Below are 20,610 nucleotides of genomic sequence, written 5' to 3'. Positions count from 1 at the left end.
ACTTGCACGGCCTTGGGGACGTCGACGATCACCGTGTATGCTCGCGGCCGCGAAGGGGAGTAGCCCCGCAATACCGGTCGTCGACACACTGGAACCCAGCGCCGGGTTCCCGGCGGCCGGGCCCGCGCTGCTGGTGCGGGTGGGCGAGACCTTCGGCCCTTTGTCGACGACGTATGCGCGTCGGTGGGGTCGAAGCTGCCGCCATTCCCCTCGCGCGGTCGTTCTCGAAGCCCCCGCCGGTGCGGGAAGGCTGAACCGAGACCCGTGATCCATTTCATCTGGTTGATCGCCTGTGCGGTGGCGATCTATCTCTCCTGTGAGTGGTTCGTCAACGCCGTCGAGTGGCTCGGCGAGCGCCTCAACGTGGGCAAGATGGCGGTCGGCACCATCCTGGCCGCCTTCGGCACCGCACTGCCCGAGTCCGTCGTCACCCTCGTGGCCGTCACGACCGGCGCCACCGCGGAGGCCAAGAACATCGGCGTGGGCGCCGCGATGGGCGGCCCGCTGGCGCTGGCCACCGTCGCCTACGGCGTCACCGGCGCCATGCTGCTGCTCAAGCGCCGCAAGGAGCGTGAGCGCACTGCCGCGCTGGTCCCCGCAGGCGGCAGGGGCCCCGACATGCCCGCCCGGCCGGCCAGTGACACCGAGCAGGCGCTCGGTACCGCGAAGGACATGAAGCGGCTGGCCAAGGACCAGAAGTGGTTCCTGCCGATCTTCACCGTGAAGGTCGCGCTCGGCCTGGTCGCGTTCGCCTTCAAGCCGGTGCTGGGCCTGTTGTTCTTCGCCGCCTACGCGGTCTACTTCTGGCGGGAGATCCGCGGAGGCCAGGACGAGGACGGCGAGCAGGAGGAGCTGGAGCCGCTGAAGTTCCAGCCCAGGGCCGCCTCCCCGGCCACCTGGGCCGTCCTCGCGCAGACCCTGGTCACCCTGGTGGTGATCTTCTTCGCGTCGCAGCTGTTCGTGAAGCAGCTGGACGCCATCGGCCCGATGCTCGGCCTGTCCGCCTCGGTCACCGCCCTGCTGCTGTCCCCGATCGCCACCGAGCTGCCGGAGATCATGAACGCGGTGATCTGGGTCCGTCAGGGCAAAACCCAGCTGGCCCTGGCCAACATCTCCGGCGCCATGATGGCCCAGGCCACCGTCCCCTCCGGCCTGGGCCTCCTGTTCACCAGCTGGCACTTCGATGCCGCGCTGCTGTGGTCCGGACTGATCACCATGGCGGCGATCGTCTACCTGCTGCTGACCATGCGCGCCCACAAGCTCACGCCGGCGCGCCTTGCGGTCGCTACCGGCTTCTACGTGCTCTTCGGCCTGGGCCTGGTTCCCATCCTCAGCTGACCGAGCCCGCCCGTGCCGCCGCCTGGGCCCGGGCGGCGGCACGGGGATCGCGCTGCTGTCCGGAACCCCCTGTGCGGCGGCTGGGCCACTCCCGTGGATCTATACAACACTCGGCACAGCGAAGGAACGCCCCTAGCCATGGCAGGACACGCACGCAGAACCGCACATCAGGAGATTCCAGCCGGATCGCGTCGGCGCAGGCGACGCGCCAGACGAGGTATCGGCCGGTGGATCGCGCTCGCCGCGTCGGTCCTCGCTCTCGGCACCGCAGCAGTGGGCGGCTGGGCGTACACCCACCTCAACGGCAACATCAAGGGAGCCGACGTCGGCGACGCGCTGGGCGACAACCGGCCCAAGGCCGCGGCCGGGGGAGAGAACATCCTGGTCATCGGCTCCGACAGCCGCAAAGGCCTCGGCGAGTCCTACGGCAAGGACCTCACCACCATGCAGTCCGACACCCTGATGCTGCTCCACACCGGCGGCGACGGGAAATGGGCCACCGTCGTCTCCTTCCCCCGCGACTCCTGGGTGCAGGTACCCGCCTGTGACCGGGGCAACGGCTCGACGTCCACCCCGCACCACTTCAAAATCAACGAAGCGTTCGCGATCGGCGGCACCACCGGCGACACGGCCAAGGCCGCCGCCTGCGCCATCAAGACCGTCGAGGCCAACACCCAGGTCCGCATCGACCACTTCCTGATCGTGGACTTTCGCGGCTTCACCGGCATGGTCGACGCCCTGGGCGGCGTCGAGGTCTGCCCGAAGCAGCCCATACATGACACCAAGGCCCACCTCGACCTGGAGGCCGGCTGCCAGATCGTCAAGGACGACAAGGCCCTCGGCTACGTCCGCGCCCGCTACAGCATCGGCGACGGCTCCGACATCGGCCGCATCGGACGCCAGCAGGAGTTCATGCAGTCCCTCGCCGACCGCGCGAAATCAAAGCTGTACAACCCCACCGCCCTGTACGGCTTTTTGAACTCCGCGACCAAGTCGCTGACCACCGATCCCGACCTGGCCGGCATCGACCCCCTGTACAGCCTGGCCTCCAGCGTGAAGGGCATAGCCACCGATCGGATTTCCTTCCTGACCGTCCCCAACTACCCCCGCGAAAGAGACGTGCCCACCGACAAGGCCAACGTCACCTGGCAGCAGCCCGCCGCCCGCCAGCTGTTCACCGCCCTCAACCACGACCAGGAGATGACCAAGGCCGACCTGAAGAAGGCCACCGCCCAGCTACCCGCACCCGCGAGCACGGTGCACGTCACCGTCCTCAACGGCACCGGCACCAAGGGCCAGGCGCTGAAGGCCGCCGACCAGCTGCGCGCCCTCGGCTTCCAGATCACCGCCACCGGCGATGCCCCCGCGCGCGTCAGCAAAACCACCCTCACCTACGCCCACGGCCAGTCGGAGCAGGCCCAGGCGCTCGCCGGCCACCTGCCCGGCGTGACGCCCACGCTGTCCGAACAATCAGCCCCCGCCACGGTCACCTTGACCATCGGTCCCGACATGCCCGCCCTCGACGGCTGACCCAAAGACAGGACCGACACATGACAGGCGAGCACACCCGTTTCCCACCCGGACTTTCTCCACCCAGGAAGTTTCCCGGCCCGGCCGGCAGACGAGCCGCTCACGGTCTCCGCCGCCTACGATGGCGACCCGGCCCGCGTCGCCGAAGCCCGTGCCGTCGCCCGCGGGTTCCTCACCGAAGCACAGGCCGCCTTCGAACACACCCTGCCCGGCCACGCCCAGGAGACCGTCCAGCTCGTGGTCAGCGAACTGCTCACCAACTCCTGCCGCCACGCACCAGGCCGCTGCCTGCTCACCCTGACCGCAACGCCTCACAAACGACACCGCCCCGCCTGACCCGCGTACGCTGCCGCCGTCGAACGGCTTCGTGCCCATACCAGGCTGCTGGGTCTGCACAGCCGCCCATGCCGCCGTGGCAGCGGCCTGGCACGGCGAGGGCGGTCTGCCCCTGCACGATGGACAGTCCGTGTTCGGTCATGCGGCACCGCATGACCGAACACGGACTGCTCCCCAGGGCCGCACGGGCAGCGGGTGACAGGCGACACCAGTACCCGCCTTACCTTCCCATTGCTGATCTTTTAGGATTGGGGCAGCGAAGGGGAGTAGTCCCGCAATACCGCTGGTCGACACGCTGGACAGGGCACTGTCCCGGCCACCGGGCCTCGGCAACTGCCGTGGCGGACGAGACCTTCGGCCAACGCATGACCCACGCCTGCACCGACCGTGCGGGCGGCTCCGTCGTGCCGGGCCGAGAAGGTTCCCCGTCGCCCGCCTGGGTGCCGTACGAGCCCGCGGCCCGGCCCCAGCAGAAAGCACTTTGATGACCTTCGACCCCCTGGCGATCATCACCGCCTTCGGGCTGATCTTCCTCGCCGAACTCCCCGACAAGACGATGTTCGCCTCACTGGCCATGGGCACCCGCATGCGGCCCCTGTACGTGTGGTTCGGCACCTCCACCGCGTTCATCGTGCACGTCGCGATCGCGGTGGGCGCCGGCAGCCTCCTCGGCCTGCTGCCCGGCCTGGCCGTCAAACTCGTCTCGGCCGCCCTGTTCGCCTTCGGCGCCTTCGTCCTGCTGCGCAGCGGAAGCGACGACGAGGACGACGAAGCCGGCACCAAGACCGTCACCGGCTTCTGGCCCGTCTACACCACCGCCTTCATGGCCGTCTTCATCAGCGAATGGGGCGACCTCACCCAGATCACCACCGCCAACCTCGCCGCCACCAACGGCTGGCTCCCCACCGCCATCGGCTCCGCCGCCGCCCTGATGTCCGTCTCCGCCCTCGCCCTCCTCGTCGGCAAGTTCATCGCCAAACGCGTACCCCTGAAGACCGTGCAGCGCATCGGCGGCGCCTGCATGGCCGCACTGGCCATCTGGACCCTCATCGAAGCCTTCACCGGCTGACCCGACCAACCAGGGCACGCGGTGCGGCCCCGACGGCGGACAACGGACAGGGCCAAATCCTGCCCATCACTTCGGCCCGGGCGCGTGGCGCGGGCGGCAGCTCCGTTTCGGTGGCGGTGCGGGTCGGTCCGGTGCCCAGCGGGCGGCGGTCGGTCATGCCGGATTCTCGCCCGGCGCGCGTTGTTCTTCCTCACCGGGATCGCCGTGGGCGGCGGGCCCCGAGGCGCGCGCGTGTCGGGCGCGCCCCCTCCACAGCACCCTGCGCTGCTGCGATCGCGGTAGGTGGTAAGGCGGCAGAGCCGGGGAGACAGCTGGGTTGTTGGTGAGGGTGCGGTGTCGGCGACGGCATTCCGGCCGTGATGGCGCGCAGGCGCAGGTCTTCCCTGTGCTTACAGAGCGTCGCAACTCCACGATCACGGAACCTGTGCCTGTCCTGTCTGCCCGCTGGTCCCTGCTGGCCGCCTATCTGCGCGACCTCTAACTCGCCGGCGTTCGGGGTCGGCTCCGGCTCGGGCGTGGGTGCGACGGGTCCGGGGCTCCGGGCCTGGGTGGGGAAGCCGGTGGGCGGCTTGTGTAGCCGCCCACCCAGATCCACGGCAGCATGCCGTCCGCCGTCGACGATGTGGACGGCGGCATGTCCACACCGCCCCCTTCGACGGCCGGCGCAGAGGCCGGCGAAGGGGCCGGGCACCGGACACGCCGGCCCCGGGTGCCCGCGATCGGCTCGTGGCGCGGGGCATCATGTCCCTGGCCTGCTCGCGCGGTGGCGCGCGGGACCCGGTGACCCGGGTTCCGGTTCGCCGGGCGAGCCGCCCACCGCACCATGAACGGGGCCCGTTGCGGGTGGCGGGCACGTGTTCAGGGCGCTCGGGTGGGCCCGCCGGCCGGCCGCGGGTGCCCGGTGACGAGGACCTGGAGTCGGCGTCAGGTCTTCGTCTTCACCGGGACGTTCTGCGGGAACCTCATCCTGCAGACGGCACCGCGTCAGGGGCCCGCCCGCGCGCCCGGGCACCCCGCCCGGCATCACGGGAAGACCGGTTTCACCCGGTGTGTCAACGAACGACACGCCGCGGCCGCGGGTGAGCAGGCGCCGGAAAAGTCCCCCGGACAGCCTATCGGGGCATCAAGTCCACTACAGGAAAAGTGAGCTGATTACACGTCAGTGCGCCATGACACAGCATGCGGGCGCCCCCTGTGACCCGATTGGAGTCAATCCGCTGACTTCCCCTTATGTCTCGATATGACAGGTATGGGAATCGGTCAGTACGTTCATCACAAGTCGGCTGGCCAGCCGATTTCCCGAGACAGGAGAAGCGCGTGATGAAGACCCGTCCCAACGTTGTTACCGCGGCCGTCGCGGCCGCCGCGGCCCTGGCCGCCACCGGTATCACCTATGCCTCGGCGTCCGCCTACGAGCCGGCCCAGGCCGCCCCCGCGGTCCAGCAGGCGGCCGCCCCGGCCGCGGCCCCGATGGGCGGCGAGTCCGGCCAGGAAAACGAAGGCCGAGGCTTCGAGGGCAAGGACCACGAAGGAAGGGGCTTCGAGGGCCGGGGCTTCGAAGAGAAGGAATTCGAAGGCCGGATCCACATCAACGAGCGTTCGTTCTCCGCCCGCCCGGACGGCTGCATCACCGTCGCGAGCGGCCTGGGCTCCAAGAGCTTCAACATCCGCAACGACAGCAAGAGGACCGTCGAGTTCTTCCGCGGGGTGACCTGCGACAACGGCGCCCCCGTCGCGACGGTCGGCCCCCACAGCGAAGCGAACGGCATCAAGGTGCACCACACCAAGGGGGTCCGCGTCAAGGACGGAGTGGTGGGCAGCTTCCGAGTCGTCCACCGCTTCGGCGGACACGGCGGATTCGGCGGACACGGCGGATACTGACCGAACCGCCACCCCGGCACCACGCAAAGACCCCGGCCCGCTGGAATCGGGCCGGGGTTCTGCCTGCAGCATCCCACCCCGAACACCCGCTTTCACGCACCCACCCGGGCACCCCAGCGTCAATCCGGACAACGACGCCCTGCCGGCTCAGCCCCACCCGGAAGTGCATCCCGGCCGCTGGTTCAGCCGGCGCCTGATCCGCGTCGTCGTACACCGCGGTGGAGACGGCACCATTGGGTGCCGTCGACTTGGTGACGTTGTCGTTGTCGTCGTACTCCTGTGCCAGAGCAACGAAAACCTACGCAGCAGACCCGCACCGAAGCTCACATCACCCCAGCCAGCGACGGCTACGCCCATTCGATGTCGAGTTCGGCGAGTGCGGTGCGCTGCTCCTGGGTGAGTTTGTCTCGCCTCGATTTGGTGTTGAAGACCCATACGCCCAGCTTCACGGTCACCGGCTCGGTCTCGCCGTCGACGGTGATCTGTTCGCTGTGGCCGCGCGGTACCGGCCGCTGGCCCTCCCGTTCCACCCACTGCGTAAGGGCTGCCAGGCCGCGCAGGAACGCCGCCTGGGCTTTGCTGGAGCCTTCCGTCGCACGCGTTGCTGCCGGGGCGCCAGTCGGCGTCGGGGCGGGCTTGACGCCCAGTTTCGACAGTCGTTCCTGCTGCTCGGTCGACAGCAGTTTCCAGGTGCCCGGCTGCTTCTGCCGCTGGAGCCACCGTCCGAGGTCGTCGCCGTCGAAGAGCACGCTGGGTGCGATGTCGGGCAGGTGGCCGTCGGCGTCGACGACCTGGTCGCGCGCCGCCACGCCGCCATGTCCCGGCCGAAGAGCCCGGGCCGGCCACGCACCCGTACGCTCCATCCGCGCTCTGGTGCCGTGTCCGGCGCGTGAGAATCCCAGCTGGGGCCACTGGAGGGTGCACGGCGAGCTGCTCGTGCCGGGGGTGAAGGTGGCCGCCACGGTGTCGTGGTTGCGGACGCGGTCAAGCTGGTCCGTGACAAAGAACAGCACGGATTGGCGGACGACATGCTGAGGGTCGAAGAGCTGGAGGCGGCGCTGCCGTCGATGACACGGTGGCGTGTGCCTAGGGGGCACGGCATGGACTGGGCCGCCCTTGAGGCGGACCTCGGGACGGCGCTGCCCTCGGACTTCCGCTCCCTGGCGGAGGCGTACCCGGTACTGGTCATCGACGACTTCCTGAGCGTGTCCGTTCCCCGGCCCGGGGGCGAGGCGTTGTGGGCGTCCGCGTCCAGGGAGGACGAGATCCTTCAGGATCTGTACGAGATGGGCGACACCGAGGACTACGTCCCCTACCCGCAGCCGGGAGGCCTGATCTGAATCGCCCCGGGTTTGATGGAGACATCGAAGACCCGGAAGGATGCCGATCATGGCTGCACCCAAGAAGTACTCCAAGACTACGGAGTTAGGGCCGATCCGCGACTGTCAACCGGATCGGGGTATTTCGAGGAAGCGCAGGTCAGGGCAACGGGACTCCTGGTAGAGCAGGGAAGCCGACCAAGGTCTTCCCACTCGAAGGAGCCCCGTTGCCCGCTCAGTGTTCCACCGTCACGCTCACGTCGTCCATTACCGTCGCCGATGGCATCTTCGCTCCGGGGCATCTCGGCGAGTTGACCCGGCAGCTGCCCTTCGAGCTCATCGATGACGTGCTGGAACGCGTCGGCGGTGCCCAGCGGAGGCTGCGGCTGCTGCCGTCGAGGGTGGGCGTGTACTTCGTGCTGGCACTGGTCCTCTTCCCGACGCTGGGGTACGTGCGCGTGTGGGACAAGCTCACCGCCGGGCTGCGCGGGCTTCTTTCCCAGAACCCCTCGGAGAAGGCGCTGCGAGAGGTCCGTCGGCGGCTGGGGGTCGCGCCGCTTCGGTTGCTGTTCGAAACGCTGGCCGGCCCCGTGGCACAGCCGAACACGCCCGGGGTGCGCTACCGATGCTGGCGCACAGTCGCCTTCGACGGGTGCAGCTCGACCAAGGCCCCTGACCGGCCGCGAGTCTTTGCGTGGCTGGGCAAACACAAGCACCGCTACGGCACGGACGGATATCCGATGCTGAAGATCATGGTGCTGTGCGAGACCGGGACCCGGGCCCTGCTCGGCGCGGTCTTCGGGCCGACCCCGGAGAAGGAAACCGGCTACGCCGAGCAACTGCTGCCGCTGCTGGACGACGGGATGTTGCTGCTCAACGACCGGGCTTCGACTCCGACGACTTCCTCGCGAAGGCCGCGGCCACCGGCGCGCAGCTACTGGTGCGGCTCAAGGGAACCGGACACCTGCCCGCTGGACACTACTGCCGGACGGGTCGTTCCTGACCAGGATCAACGGGACCCGGCTGAGGATCATCGACGCGCGCATCGCGGTGACTACCGCTAAGGGGCTGCGGCTGGAAGGCCATTACCGACTGGCCACCACACTGACCGATCACCGGCGCTACCCCGCCGCCGAGCTCGTGGAGCTCTACCACGAACGATGGGAGATCGAATCAGCGTTCTATTCTCTCCGTCACACCTTGCAGTGCGGCCTGGTACTGCGCTCCCAGGACGCGGCCGGTATCCAGCAGGAGCTATGGGCTCACCTGACCGTCTACCAGGCACTGCGTCGGGCGATGGTCGAGGCCGTCGAAACAGTCCCCGGCGCCGACCCGGACCGTGCTTCCTTCACCGTCGCCCTGGAGACCGCGAAGGACCAGGTCATCGCCGCCGCCGATGTAGTACCCGAGACCGGACCGGGCCGGATCGCATCGGCAGTGCTGCACAATCTGCTCCCGCCCCGCCGGGCGCGTATCAACCCCCGCCGCGTCAAGTGCCCGATCTCCCGCTACGCCGCCCCGCCTGACCAGGCGCAGGTCCTGGGCGCCTCCAGGATCAACAGCGTCGACATCACCGTGCACTCGGCCGCCGGACTGGGCGCCGACGGGCGTCGTGACCGCACGCTGCAACTCCTGCGTACTGACCCGTTCCGCACCTGGCGCGCATGCGAATCGCGGCGTGCAATACCGCGCCCTGCGCTACACCGAACGCCTCGCCGATGAGGCCGCCGTGGCATCGGTCGGCTCACGCGGCGACTCGTACGACAACGCCCTCGCGGAGGCCTTCAACAGCCTGTTCAAGGCCGAGCTGATCCGCAATAAGGGCCCGTGGACCGGCATCAACGACATCGAGATCGCCGTGGCGGAGTACATCGACTGGTTCAACCGGCGACGCCTCCACGGAGAGCTCGGGCACCTCCCGCCTGCCGAGTACGAGGCCCTCCACACTGCATCACCCACACCAGAACTCACCCTGAAAACCAGCTAACCCACCATCCACCAAACCCGAGGCTTGACAGCTCCTGGCGGCCGGTTGACGCGGACCACTACCACGGCACGCATGTGGCGGGCGAGATAGCCGCGGCCCGCAACGGCACCGGGGTCGCGGGCGTGGCGCCCGGTGTGCGGGTCTCGGGCATCACGGTCGCACAGCCGGACGAGGACCAGTGGTTCTACGCCGAGAGCGTCGTCTGCGCCTTCGTGTTCGCCGCCGACCACGACGTCCAGATAACCAACAACAGCTATTACGTGGACCCGTGGAAGTACAACTGCCCTGGCGAGGCGGACCAGAAGGCCATTCTCGAGGCCGTCAACCGGGCTCAGCTGTACGCCCAGGGCAGGGGGACCCTGAACGTGGCCTCGGCGGGCAACTCCAACCACGATCTGGCTGCCAAGTCGATCCTCGACGACTCCAGCCCGAACGACACGACCTCGGTGGACCGCACGATCGACCCGAAGAAGTGTCTTGACGCTCCGGCCCAGTTGCCGGGTGTGGTGACGGTCGGCGCCACCGGCGTGCAGAACCTGAAGTCGTACTACTCCAACTACGGCCACGGCGTCATCGACGTCGCCGCGCCGGGCGGCGACAAGTTCCAGATCCCCGACACCCCGTCGGGTAACGGCCGTATCCTGTCCACGATGCCGAACGGCGAGTACGCGTACCTGCAGGGGACCTCGATGGCCGCCCCGCACGTCGCCGGTGTCGCCGCACTGCTGAAGTCGACGCATCCGCAGGCGAAGCCCGCCCAGCTGCTGGCCCTTCTCAAGGCCCAGGCCGACAACCCGGGATGCCCCGTCGAGCCCTACGACCCCGACGGCAATGGGATCGTCGAGTCGTTCTGCAAGGGCAACAAGAACCACAACGGTTTCTACGGCTCCGGCATCGTCAACGCGCTCCGCGCGGTCAAGTAACGGGCTCTGCCCGCCACTTCCACAGACTCCCCCACGCCCGCATGCCCTCGCGCATGCCCTCGCGCATGCCATCACGCAATGGCTCAACACACTGGAGTTCTCATGAGTGCACGCCTCAAGCGGCGTACCGTCACCATTCCGCTCGGAATGGCCGTCGCCTCCGCTCTTGCCTTCCTGCCGAACGTCGCGTCCGCCACCGAGGCCGGTCCGCAGGCGTCCGCCGCTCAGAGCGTCTCTGCCACCGGAGAGGCTCTGAGCTACGTCGTCAACGTCCGTCCCGGGCACAGCTCCGCGTCCGTGCAGAAGGCGATCGCCAAGGCCGGCGGCTCGGTCGTCATCGCGTACGACCAGATCGGTGTCATCGTCGTCCACTCGTCGAGCGCCGACTTCGCCAAGGAGATACGCAAGGACCAGGGGGTCGAGTCGGCCGGCGCCACCCGGACCGCTCCGCTCTCCCCGCAGTCGACCACCGAGATGTGGGCGCCGGAGGTGCTCACCGACGCTGAGGTGCAGGCCGCGGCCGCGGCGGCCCCCGCCGGCCAGGAGCCGCTGGAGTACCTGCAGTGGGACATGCCGATGATCAAGGCCGACAAGGCCCACGAGATCACGCTGGGCAGCCCCAACGTCACGGTCGGCGTGATCGACACCGGTGTGGACGACACCCACCCGAACCTGGCCCCCAACTTCAACCGGGCCGCGTCGGTCAACTGCGTGGCGGGCAAGCCGAACACGGCGGACGGCGCCTGGCGGCCGAACAAGGGCGAGAGCGCGCACGGCACGCACGTCGCCGGTGAGATCGCCGCCGCGAAGAACGGCACCGGCATGATCGGTGTCGCCCCGGGTGTGAAGGTGTCCGGCATCAAGGTCTCGACGCCGGAGGGCTGGTTCTACACCGAGGCCGTGGTGTGCGGCTTCGTCTGGGCCGCCGAGCACGGTGTGGACATCACCAACAACAGCTACTACACCGACCCGTGGCAGTTCAACTGCAAGGACGACATCGACCAGAAGGCTCTGGTGGAGGCCGTCTCGCGTGCCACGAAGTACGCGGAGAGCAAGGGCACGGTCAACGTCGCGGCCGCCGGCAACGACAACTGGGACCTCGCCGGCGACTCGATCCTCGACACCGGCAGCCCGAACGACTCGACCGAGGTGACGCGCACCATCGACCCGAAGAAGTGCCTCGACATGCCGGCGCAGCTGCCGGGCACCGTCGTGGTCTCCTCCATCGGCGCCAAGGGCATCAAGTCGTCGTTCTCCAACTACGGCCAGAGCATCATCGACGTCGCCGCGCCGGGCGGCGACTCGACCCGCTACCAGGCGCCGGACGCGCCCGCCGTCGACGGCCGGATCCTCGGCACGCTGCCGGGCGGCCAGTGGGGCTACATGGCCGGCACGTCGATGGCCTCGCCGCACGTCGCGGGTGTCGCCGCGCTCATCAAGTCGACCCACCCGAACGCCAAGCCGAACCAGGTGAAGGCGATGCTGGCCCAGGGTGCCGACAAGCAGGAGTGCACGGTTCCCTACTCCATCAACAGCTCCGTGTGCAAGGGCGGCGAGGGCAACAACTCCTTCTACGGCGCGGGCGTCGTCAACGCCCTCAACGCTGTGACCAAGTAAAAACGCTGTGACCAAGCAAGCACGGCGGAGTTGAGTCGGTACCGCATAGTGCAGTCATGACTCAACTCTCCTTCGCCTGGTCCGTAGTGGGTGGCGATCCCGCCCTTCTCGGGCGGATCACCACCGTGGAGCGGGAAGGCGCGCTTACAGCGCGCCTTCCCGTACGGGAGCTCGCACGCGCGTGTGTGGGTACCTGTGCGCTCGCCGCCGCCGAACTGGGGGCGCGGCGGGCAGGACTCGCCGAGGTGCCGGCGGTGCGGGTGGACGACGCGGCCGTGGCCACGGCGTTCCTCAGTGAGCGGCACCTGCTGGTGGACGGGCGGGCGCCGGTCTCCTTCGCGCCGCTGTCCCGGTTCTGGCGGACCTCGGACGGCTGGGTGCGCACGCACGCCAACTACCCCCACCACCGGGAGCGGTTGCTCTCCGCGCTGGGAGTGCCGGACGACGTGGACCACGTCGGGTCCGCGCTCGCCGAACGGTCCGCCCAGGAGGCCGAGGAGGCCGTGTACGCGGCTGGCGGCCTCGCCGTCGCGCTGCGCACGCCCGAGGAGTGGGCCGCGCACAAGCAGAGCACCGCGCTCGCCGCCCGGCCGCTGGTCGAGCGGGAGCGGCTGGATGAAGCACACACGCGCGTGTTCGCGCCCATCGAGAGTTCTCCCCTGTTGCCCGCCGCCGGGCTGCGCGTGCTCGACCTGACCCGGGTACTCGCCGGCCCCGTCGCCACCCGCACGCTCGCCCTGCTGGGCGCGGACGTGCTGCGCCTGGACCGGCCGGACCGGCCCGAAGAGGCCGGCCTGCACGCGGACACCGGCTTCGGGAAGCGGTCGGCGAGGCTGGACCTCGCGTTCGACCGGGCGGCCTTCGAGGAACTGCTCGCCGATGCGGACGTCGTGGTCACCGGCTACCGGCCGGGCGCCCTGGACTGGTTCGGCCTCTCCCCCGAGGCACTGGCCGAGCGGCGGCCCGGGCTGGTCGTGGCACAGCTGTCGGCGTGGGGCGGGTACGGGCCGTGGAACGGACGCCGGGGCTTCGACAGCCTCGTACAGGTCGCCACCGGCATCGCCGCGATCGAGGGATCACCCGAAAAGCCCGGCGCCCTGCCCGCGCAGGCCCTGGACCACGGCACGGGCTATCTGCTGGCAGCAGCGGTGCTACGGGCGCTGACCGAGCAGTCCCACGAGGGCGGCAGCCGGGTGGTACGGCTGGTGCTGGCACGGACGGCGGCGTGGCTGACGGACGGGACCGCCCGGCAGGAGAGCGTGCCGGGCGCTGCGGCGGCGTCCGTGGCGGGTGACCCGTACGAGGGGCCCGGCCCCTGGCTCGGCGAGACGGACAGCCGGATCGGTCGACTCCGGTACGCCCACTCGCCCATCACCTTCACCGGCGGCCCGGCCGACTGGAGCAAGCCTCCCACTCCCTGGGGGACGGACACCGCCCGCTGGGCCTAAGCGAGACGGACCGGATCCTCCCGTCGCATCCGGGCGAACGGCGGCACGCGAAGCCGGCGGGCGCGGAATGCCGCTCCCCCCACTTGATCACGCACGGTTGCCCCGTTCCGGGGCAGCTGGTGAAGCTTGCACACGCCCGTGGCGGTCACGGCGGCGAGCAGAACGGCCGCCACGCGCGCGTAGCGGCCCAGCAGGCCGGCGTCGCGCTGCTCGCCCTGTGCGCCCGGATCCGGCTGCGGCGGGCCCGCGACCCTGCGCTTGCCGATAACCTGATCCGCCCTGGTCGGAGCTGGTGTGCGGGGTGGACGGGATGTCGAGTGCGGTCGGTCGAGTCCGCGCCGTCGCGCGGCTGTCGATCAACGCGGCATGATGACCAACCGTGCTGCTGCGACTGGCCTACTTGGGCAGGGCGAACGCGTTCGCCATGCTGCGCCTGCTGTCGATGAGCGATCGGGACAAGGACATGGAGATCCTCGCCCTGCGCCACCAACTGTCGGTACTGGAGCGCCAACTCGGTAAGGAGAAGGTGCGCTTCAGCCCGAGTGACCGGGCTTTCCTGGCGGCGCTGCTGTACCGGCTGCCGCGGGACGTGCTGCGCAGGCTGCGGCTGCTGGTGCGGCCGGACACGGTGCTCCGTTGGCACCGCGACCTGGTCGCCCGCCGCCACGCCGACCAGTCCAAGCCCAAGCGCCCGGGCCGGCCCCGCACCGTGCGCTCCGTCCACGCCTTGGTGCTGCGCCTGGCACGGGAAAATCCCACGTGGGGCTACCGGCGCCTCCACGGCGAGCTGCTGGTGCTGGGCGTGAAGGTCGCCGCCTCCACGGTCTGGGGGATCCTGCGGGAGGGCCGGGCTCGACCCGGCGCCCGAGCGGACCTCCAGCACGTGGGCCGACTTCCTGCGCTCCCAGGCCGACGCGCTGCTGGCCTGCGACTTCCTCGAGACGGTCACCCTGACCGGGGCACGACTGTACGTGTTCGCCGTGATCGAGCACGCCAGCCGGCGGATCCGGATCCTGGGCGCGACCGCGCACCCGACGGCCTCGTGGGTGGCGCAGGCCACGAAGAATCTCGTCATGGACCTGGAGGATGTCAACTGCCGGGCGCGGTTCCTGATCCGGGACCGGGACGGGAAGTTCCCCGCCCTGTTCGACGCGGTCCTCGCCGATGCGGGGATCGAGGTCGTGCCCGGCGGTGTCCGGGTGCCGCGGATGAATGCGGTCATGGAACGCTGGGTGCAGACCTGTAGGCGCGAGCTGCTGGACCGGACCTTGATCTGGGATCAGCGGCATTTGCTCCATGCCCTGCGGGAATTCGAGCGTTTCTACCATGTGCACCGGCCCCATCAGGGCATCGCGAACGTCCGCCCGTTGAACCCGTTGCCCCCGCCGATTACCGATCCGGACCAGATCGCCTGCCTCGAGGTACGACGACGCGATCGCCTCGGCGGCCTTCTCCACGAATACGAGCATGCCGCCTGACCTGCCCGGACGAGGATTTCGGCAAGGGCAACGTCGCAGCAAACGGATACTCGTCGCACGAGACCGAGTCTGTCCTTCCGGTGGGGAGGAGCTCATGATGCAGGAAGGTACAGGGGTGATTGAGGAAACGCTTCTTCGGCATCGGGCTGTGCGGCGATGGGAAGGTCGCCGCGGCGCTGCGGGACGAGATCGACGAGTTCATCGTCGGACTCAACCCGGTCGTGAATCGGTTCGGGCATCCCGCTGTTCGATTCCGGCTCCTCGCCACAGTGCTGCCAGGTCGTCTCGGGCCGGGTCTTCGACAGTGGCGTCACGATCATGACGTACGCCAAAGTCCGGCCATGAGGAACGTCAGTCGCTGACTGGGGGTCCGTGCCTGGGCGGTGTGCCGGACACGGACCGTGGCTCCAGTGGCTTCACTGCCCTTCGGCGTGGATGGCTCTCAGGGGCAACCTGCTCCTCCGCCGGGCTGTTCACAGTGTTCGTGGCTGATCCGCCCCCCGTCGGCGATCGGAACAGTGGCAAGGAACTCCGCCGGCAGATCGAACGCATCGGCAAGTGCCATGGTGTGCGGGGCCAGACGGGCGACAAGGCCGTTGACCGTGGACCAGAGCGAGCGGACATGTTCGGCCGTCATGTGGTGGTCGGCGAGCAGGAGTCCACTGTGCGCACTGAGCTGCTGGAGCAGGAAGAGGCGGCACAACTCCTCGAGTACCCGGCGGGCTTCGGGGTCCTCTGCCCGGGCCGCGGCGGCCGTGAAGGCGTCGGCCGCCTGCAGGCAGGCGTACGCCGAGATCATCTCCAGCGCGGGAGCCGACGCCTCGTTCCAGCGGCCGAGCGGGTCGCCCTTGGGCCCCTGACGCAGGGCGTCGCGTGCCCGGCTCTGCCAGCCGGCAACGACCTCGGCCAGCAGCCCGCGCAGGAATCCCAGGTCGGTCAACGGCCTGTTGCTCAGCGCACCCTCGGCCGCGGGCCGGTCGTCGTCCTGGCGGTCGAAGAGCATCTCGGAGGCCGCCTTCAGCCAGATCACCAGGTTGTCGCCCTCGGCCGTGATGCCGCCCTCCACATTCAGCGGCAGGTCGGATATGCCGTTGACGGGGAAGAAACCCTGAGCACCGCACCGCTCACGGGACTCGGTGGTGATGGCGCGGGCCTGCCAGGTGATCCAGCCCTTGGCGACGGCCACCAAGCGCGCGGCGTCTTCGCGGTCCTCAGGGGCGTGTCCGACCCAGCGGGTCAGCACGGACCGGTGCAGGAAGCTCATGGCGTAGGCCAGTGCCAGGGCGTGCAGGAGCCTGCCGTGATGGCTGCGGTGCGCCATCAGCGGCACGCGCAGCCCACGTCTGGGCCCGCTGATCTGACGTGAGTGGGCGTGTCGCACCGCGATGACCAGAGAAGCGCGCGCCATGCCGAGGGTTCCGGCGCTCATGCAGAGCTTGCCGGTGGTGACGCGGTCGATGGACTGCAGGAACCGTTTGCGTGGGCTGCCCAGGGTGCTGGTGAAGGTGTCGTCGGCGTCGAGGCGGCCGTGGTCGGCCTGCAGCAGGGCCTCGCGGGGGAGCCGGACATGGTCGAACGCCGTGAGGCAGTGGTCGACCGGGGTGCCGGTCCGGTCGGGCAGCCGTCGCACGCGTACTCCGGGCAGGTGACCTTTGTCGTCGCTCAGCGGCGTGAGGAAGAGGTAGACACCCTGGTCCTCGCCGTCGATCAGCAGCCGCGCGGCCACGACGGCGGTCTTGGGGCCGCCGGTGAGGCTGGTGTTCGGCATGAACTTCTGGGCTCCGGCCGTGGGCGTGTTCAGAACGAACTCGCCTTTCTCCCGGTCGAGTTCGGCTGTGGTCTGCAGGGCCGGTGCGTCGTTGCCGTGATCCAGTTCCGTGCACAGGAATGTGCCCGTGCGGCGCATGGAGGTGAACTCGGACAGGTCCCGGCCGGCGCTGTCGTGGTCGAGCAGGCTGCCGAGGAACAGGTTGTAGTGGATGCTCGCCAGCGTGCACAGACCCCCGTCGACGACGCCGGTCCACTCGTGCAGCGCGGCGAGCCGCTCCGGGTCGCCGGCCAGCCGCTCGGGGGAGTCGATCACCTCGTTGACCTGGCGGAGACGGTCGTACGAGAGCGCGACCCGCTGCTCGGGCGTCAGGCCCGGCCGGTGATGAAATCTTTCGTCGGTGAGCAGGCCGCGCCAGGTGGCGTGCACGGACGCCCGGCTCTCCCCGTCGAAGAGGAGCCGGGCGAGTTCCCCGCTGAGGGCTCTGTGCGGCTGCAGCGGTGACTGGGCGGTCCGCTCGCTCCGGCAGGAGTCCTCGGCGAGCGGGAACACGACGGTCCCGGAGGGAAGGTGGCCGGGAAGAAGTGCAGTTGTCATGAAATCCCCCGTAAAGGCGTGGTGCGCGACTGAGGGAAGCCGGGGGAGTCCCGGCTTCCCTACTGATCGGTCCATTGGCGCGGCCCATCTTTGCGCTCCGAGCGCATTTGGGGAAGTCTTGAAAAACCGATTGATCGGTTTTAAAGTGAGGGCTCGCTTGCGCCACCGGCCGTGCAGACACAGGATTCTTCGCGGTTCACCAGGCTCTTCCCGTCCACGTGGGCGGGAGTGGTGAGGTCAGTCTGCATGCGGAACAATACCGACTGGTATTTTCTGACAGGAGGTAGAACGGTGGCGCTGCAGGAACGGGCGATCCGGACACGCAGGGCAATCCTCGTGGCCGCGGCCGAAGTGTTCGACGAGGTCGGATACGAGGCCGCGACCATCACCGAGATCCTGAAACGGTCCGGGCTGACGAGGGGTGCTCTGTACTTCCACTTCGGTTCCAAGGAGGAACTGGCCCAGGGGGTGCTGGCCGTGCAGGTCGATGCTCTCCCAGCAGTCCCGAAGCAGGAGCTCAAGCTGCAGGAGTCTTTGGACGAGGCCCTGCTGCTGGCCTATCTGCTCAGGCGGGAGACCGGCGACCCCATCGTCCGCGGCAGCGTGCGACTGACCGTCGACCAAGGGGCGGCCCAGGGAGGGCTCGACGCGCGGATTCCGATGCGGGCGTGGGTCGAGCACACCCATGCCTTGCTGAACGAGGCGAAGACGAACGGCGAGCTGTTGCCGCACGTCGACACGCTGAGCCTCGCGCAGCTCGCGGTCGGAGCGTTCACCGGGGTTCAGGTGCTGTCCAACATCATGACCGACCGCGAGGACATGCCGGAGAGGGTCACCGACCTCTACCGGAACCTGATGGCGGCCGCCGCGGCGCCCGCGGTGCTCTCTCGCCTGGACTTCGGCTCCGGCCGGGGCCCGTGGGTCTACCAGGAGGCCATGAAACTCCGTCAGGCCGACGCGGAACCGGAGGTCGCTCAGGACGCCATGCGGTGATGCGTCCGGGGGGCCGGGTACGACGCGTTCCTGCTGTGTGACCGGTGCCCGAGGGGCACGAAGCAGCCAGTGACGAGGGGAAACACGGATGGAAGCGACTGCCTGCCCATACGCGCTCGACGTTCTCGGGCGCGACCTGCCAAGTGAGACCGCGATGCTGCAGCGCACCGGCCCCGCCGTCGAGGTCGAACTGCCCGGGGGCGTGCGTGCCTGGGCGATCACCCGGCAGCGGTACATCAAGCAGCTGCTCACGGATCCGAGGGTGTCCAAGGACGCCCGGCAGCACTGGCCGGCGTTCGTCGAGGGGCGCATCTCCGACGAATGGCCGCTGTATCCATGGGTGGCCAACGAGAACATGCTCTTCGCCTACGGCGAGAAGCACACCCGGCTGCGCCGGCTGATCGCCGGCGCGTTCACGGTGCGGCGCACGGAGGCCCTGCGGCCCCGCGTCGAGACGATCACTGCCGAGCTCCTCGACGACCTGGCGCTGCTGCCGGCCGGACAGCGTGTCGACCTGCGCGCCCAGTACGCCAAGCTGCTGCCCCTGCGGGTCATATGTGAGCTCTTCGGCGTGGCGGAGGACCTCAGACAGCCGCTGTGCACCGGGCTGGAGATGGTGTTCAGCACGTCGGCGACCGCGGCGGAGATGGCCGCGGCGCAGCTGGAGGTCTTCGGGATGCTGGGCGAGCTGGTCCGGCACAAGCAGGACCACCCCGGTGACGACCTGACGTCCGCCCTGATCGCTGCCCGCGACGAGGGCCGGGCGCTGAGCGAAGAGGAACTGCTCGGCACCCTCTACCTGATGATCGCGGCCGGTCAGGAGACGACCTGCACGCTGATCGGCAACGCCACGGGCGCGCTGCTCGCCGACCCCGCGCAGCTGGACCACGTGCGGGCCGGGCACGCCGACTGGGGCGACGTCATCGCCGAGACCCTGCGCAGCCGTAACCCCGCCGCCTACTCGCCCATGCGCTTCGCGGTGGACGACATCGACCTGGACGGAGTGCTGATCGGCAAGGGGGACCCGATCATCGTCTCCTTCGCCGCCGCGGGCATCGATCCCGGACAGCACGGGCCGGACGCCCCCCGCTTCGACCTGATGCGGCCCGGGCGCCGTGACCACATCGGCTTCGGGCACGGCGTTCACTTCTGCATGGGGGCTCCGCTGGCCAGGCTGGAAACCGTCAGCGCTCTGGCCGGGCTCTTCGAGCGGTTCCCGCAGATGAGGCTCGCCGTCCCGGCGGACGAGATCGATCCCGTGCCGTCCTTCATCGTCAACGGATACGGCTCGCTGCCCGTGCTGCTGGGGTGACCAGCGGGGAGCGAACCACAAAAATGAACCGACAGTCCGGTTTATTCTAAGGCGGGGAGGGAGGCCACCCGCCGTTCGAGCCGCCCTCCACGGACGTTCCGGAGCCACGAGACCGCCGCATGACTGGATACGGGCTTGACCCGATCCAGCAATGGGGGAGAAAGACATGGCGGCAAGCCCCGGTACGCGCAACCCCTACCTCACCGTCTATCGCCCGTCCCCGGACGCCTCCGTCCGTCTGGTCTGCCTGCCGCACGCGGGCGGGGCAGCCAGCTTCTACGTCCCCGTGGCTCAGGCTCTCGCGCCCCGCGTCGAGGTCCTGTGCGTGCAGTACCCGGGCCGGCACGAGCGGCACAACCACCCGCTCGTGCCGGACATCGGCACCCTTGCCGACCGGATCGCCGACGCCCTCATGCCGTGCACCGAACGTCCGTACGCGTTGTTCGGCCACAGCATGGGTGCCATCGTCGGTTTCGAGGTCGCACGCCGGATGGAGGACGCGGGCCGCGGTCCCGTCGAACTGTTCGCCTCCGGCAGCCGCGCCCCCTCGGTGGAGCGGCGCGGCGAGATGTGGCACCGGACCTCCGACGCCGAATTCGTCGCCCGGGTGCAGTCCATGGGCGGCGCCGGATCCGAACTCCTCGACGACCCCGACATACGGCGGATGCTGCTGCCGGCGCTGCGCAACGACTACCGCGCCGTCGAGCAGTACGAGTACCGGCCGCAGCCCCCGCTCGCCTGCCCGGTCACGGCCTTCGCCGGTGCCGACGACCCGCGGGTCACCGTCGCCGAGGTGCGCTCCTGGGCACACCACACCACGGGACTCTTCACCGTCGAAGTCCATCCCGGAGGGCACTTCTTCCTCGCCGACCACCGGGAAGCAGTCCTGGACACGGTCACCGGCCACCTGGGGGACCCGGCGCTGCGCCCGTGTCCCTGAGGAACGCTCAGAGTCCGTCGAGTCCCGGCCGATCGGAGTTCGAGCGGCCGTCGAGTCCTCGTCGGCACAGTCGT

General features: G+C 69.3%; 13 protein-coding genes and 4 pseudogenes. 14 read left to right on the top strand and 3 right to left on the bottom strand.

The features are described from left to right. The first annotated feature begins 264 nt into the window (after positions 1 to 264). The 4 genes from AC6F7H_RS00410 to AC6F7H_RS00395 all read left to right on the top strand — a co-directional run bounded on the left by AC6F7H_RS00410 (position 265) and on the right by AC6F7H_RS00395 (position 6,154). Positions 265 to 1,338 carry a sodium:calcium antiporter gene (locus AC6F7H_RS00410; RefSeq protein ID WP_500754494.1) on the top strand — a complete coding sequence of 358 codons (1,074 nt, stop codon included), beginning with the start codon at positions 265 to 267 and terminating at the stop codon, positions 1,336 to 1,338. Between the two features lie 138 nt (positions 1,339 to 1,476). Then, positions 1,477 to 2,868: an LCP family protein gene (locus tag AC6F7H_RS00405; RefSeq protein ID WP_500754492.1), complete on the top strand. Its 1,392-nt coding sequence runs from the start codon at positions 1,477 to 1,479 to the stop codon at positions 2,866 to 2,868. Between the two features lie 820 nt (positions 2,869 to 3,688). Continuing rightward, positions 3,689 to 4,273: a TMEM165/GDT1 family protein gene (locus tag AC6F7H_RS00400; RefSeq protein ID WP_500754490.1), complete on the top strand. Its 585-nt coding sequence runs from the start codon at positions 3,689 to 3,691 to the stop codon at positions 4,271 to 4,273. Between the two features lie 1,320 nt (positions 4,274 to 5,593). Then, positions 5,594 to 6,154 carry a hypothetical protein gene (locus AC6F7H_RS00395; protein WP_500754488.1) on the top strand — a complete coding sequence of 187 codons (561 nt, stop codon included), beginning with the start codon at positions 5,594 to 5,596 and terminating at the stop codon, positions 6,152 to 6,154. Positions 6,155 to 6,501: 347 nt separating this feature from the next. Here AC6F7H_RS00395 and AC6F7H_RS00390 read toward each other — a convergent pair. Continuing rightward, positions 6,502 to 6,945, bottom strand: a pseudogene (locus tag AC6F7H_RS00390) (helicase associated domain-containing protein); the annotation flags it as partial. Between the two features lie 177 nt (positions 6,946 to 7,122). Here AC6F7H_RS00390 and AC6F7H_RS00385 point away from each other — a divergent pair. From AC6F7H_RS00385 to AC6F7H_RS00355, 7 genes and pseudogenes are all read left to right on the top strand, one after another. Next, positions 7,123 to 7,494, top strand: coding sequence for a hypothetical protein (locus AC6F7H_RS00385; RefSeq protein WP_500754487.1), 372 nt, complete (start codon positions 7,123 to 7,125; stop codon positions 7,492 to 7,494). A 206-nt stretch (positions 7,495 to 7,700) separates the two neighbouring features. Continuing rightward, positions 7,701 to 9,159, top strand: a pseudogene (locus AC6F7H_RS00380) (IS4 family transposase); the annotation flags it as partial. After that, positions 9,086 to 9,460, top strand: a complete 375-nt coding sequence (locus tag AC6F7H_RS00375; RefSeq protein ID WP_500754486.1) for an integrase core domain-containing protein — start codon at positions 9,086 to 9,088, stop codon at positions 9,458 to 9,460. The pseudogene AC6F7H_RS00380 and the gene AC6F7H_RS00375, both read left to right, overlap by 74 nt. A 26-nt stretch (positions 9,461 to 9,486) precedes the next feature. Further along, positions 9,487 to 10,383, top strand: a pseudogene (locus tag AC6F7H_RS00370) (S8 family peptidase); the annotation flags it as partial. A 102-nt stretch (positions 10,384 to 10,485) separates the two neighbouring features. Beyond that, complete coding sequence (locus AC6F7H_RS00365; RefSeq protein WP_500754485.1) at positions 10,486 to 12,000, top strand: S8 family peptidase; 1,515 nt, start codon at positions 10,486 to 10,488, stop codon at positions 11,998 to 12,000. Between the two features lie 56 nt (positions 12,001 to 12,056). Beyond that, positions 12,057 to 13,448 carry a CoA transferase gene (locus AC6F7H_RS00360; RefSeq protein ID WP_500754484.1) on the top strand — a complete coding sequence of 464 codons (1,392 nt, stop codon included), beginning with the start codon at positions 12,057 to 12,059 and terminating at the stop codon, positions 13,446 to 13,448. A 379-nt stretch (positions 13,449 to 13,827) separates the two neighbouring features. Further along, positions 13,828 to 14,926: pseudogene (locus tag AC6F7H_RS00355) on the top strand (integrase core domain-containing protein). Positions 14,927 to 15,018: 92 nt separating this feature from the next. Here AC6F7H_RS00355 and AC6F7H_RS00350 read toward each other — a convergent pair. Further along, the gene (locus AC6F7H_RS00350) at positions 15,019 to 15,258 is read right to left on the bottom strand and encodes a hypothetical protein (protein WP_500754483.1); all 240 of its coding nucleotides are present in this window, start codon (positions 15,256 to 15,258) and stop codon (positions 15,019 to 15,021) included. Between the two features lie 110 nt (positions 15,259 to 15,368). Beyond that, a complete protein-coding gene (locus AC6F7H_RS00345; protein ID WP_500754481.1) occupies positions 15,369 to 17,291 on the bottom strand; it encodes an acyl-CoA dehydrogenase family protein in 1,923 nt (640 codons plus the stop codon). A gap of 291 nt (positions 17,292 to 17,582) precedes the next feature. Here AC6F7H_RS00345 and AC6F7H_RS00340 point away from each other — a divergent pair, with 291 nt between their 5' ends. From AC6F7H_RS00340 to AC6F7H_RS00330, 3 genes are all read left to right on the top strand, one after another. Beyond that, complete coding sequence (locus AC6F7H_RS00340; protein WP_500761597.1) at positions 17,583 to 18,284, top strand: ScbR family autoregulator-binding transcription factor; 702 nt, start codon at positions 17,583 to 17,585, stop codon at positions 18,282 to 18,284. Positions 18,285 to 18,438: 154 nt separating this feature from the next. Beyond that, positions 18,439 to 19,596 (top strand): cytochrome P450 family protein, encoded by a 1,158-nt coding sequence (locus tag AC6F7H_RS00335; RefSeq protein WP_500754480.1) that lies wholly within the window; start codon positions 18,439 to 18,441, stop codon positions 19,594 to 19,596. 166 nt (positions 19,597 to 19,762) lie between these two features. Continuing rightward, the gene (locus AC6F7H_RS00330) at positions 19,763 to 20,536 is read left to right on the top strand and encodes a thioesterase II family protein (RefSeq protein ID WP_500754479.1); all 774 of its coding nucleotides are present in this window, start codon (positions 19,763 to 19,765) and stop codon (positions 20,534 to 20,536) included. Positions 20,537 to 20,610 lie beyond the last annotated feature (74 nt).

This window comes from Streptomyces sp. MMS24-W38 (assembly GCF_059889265.1).
Note: the sequence above shows the minus strand (reverse complement) of the source record. Positions and strands in the feature narration are given on the sequence as shown.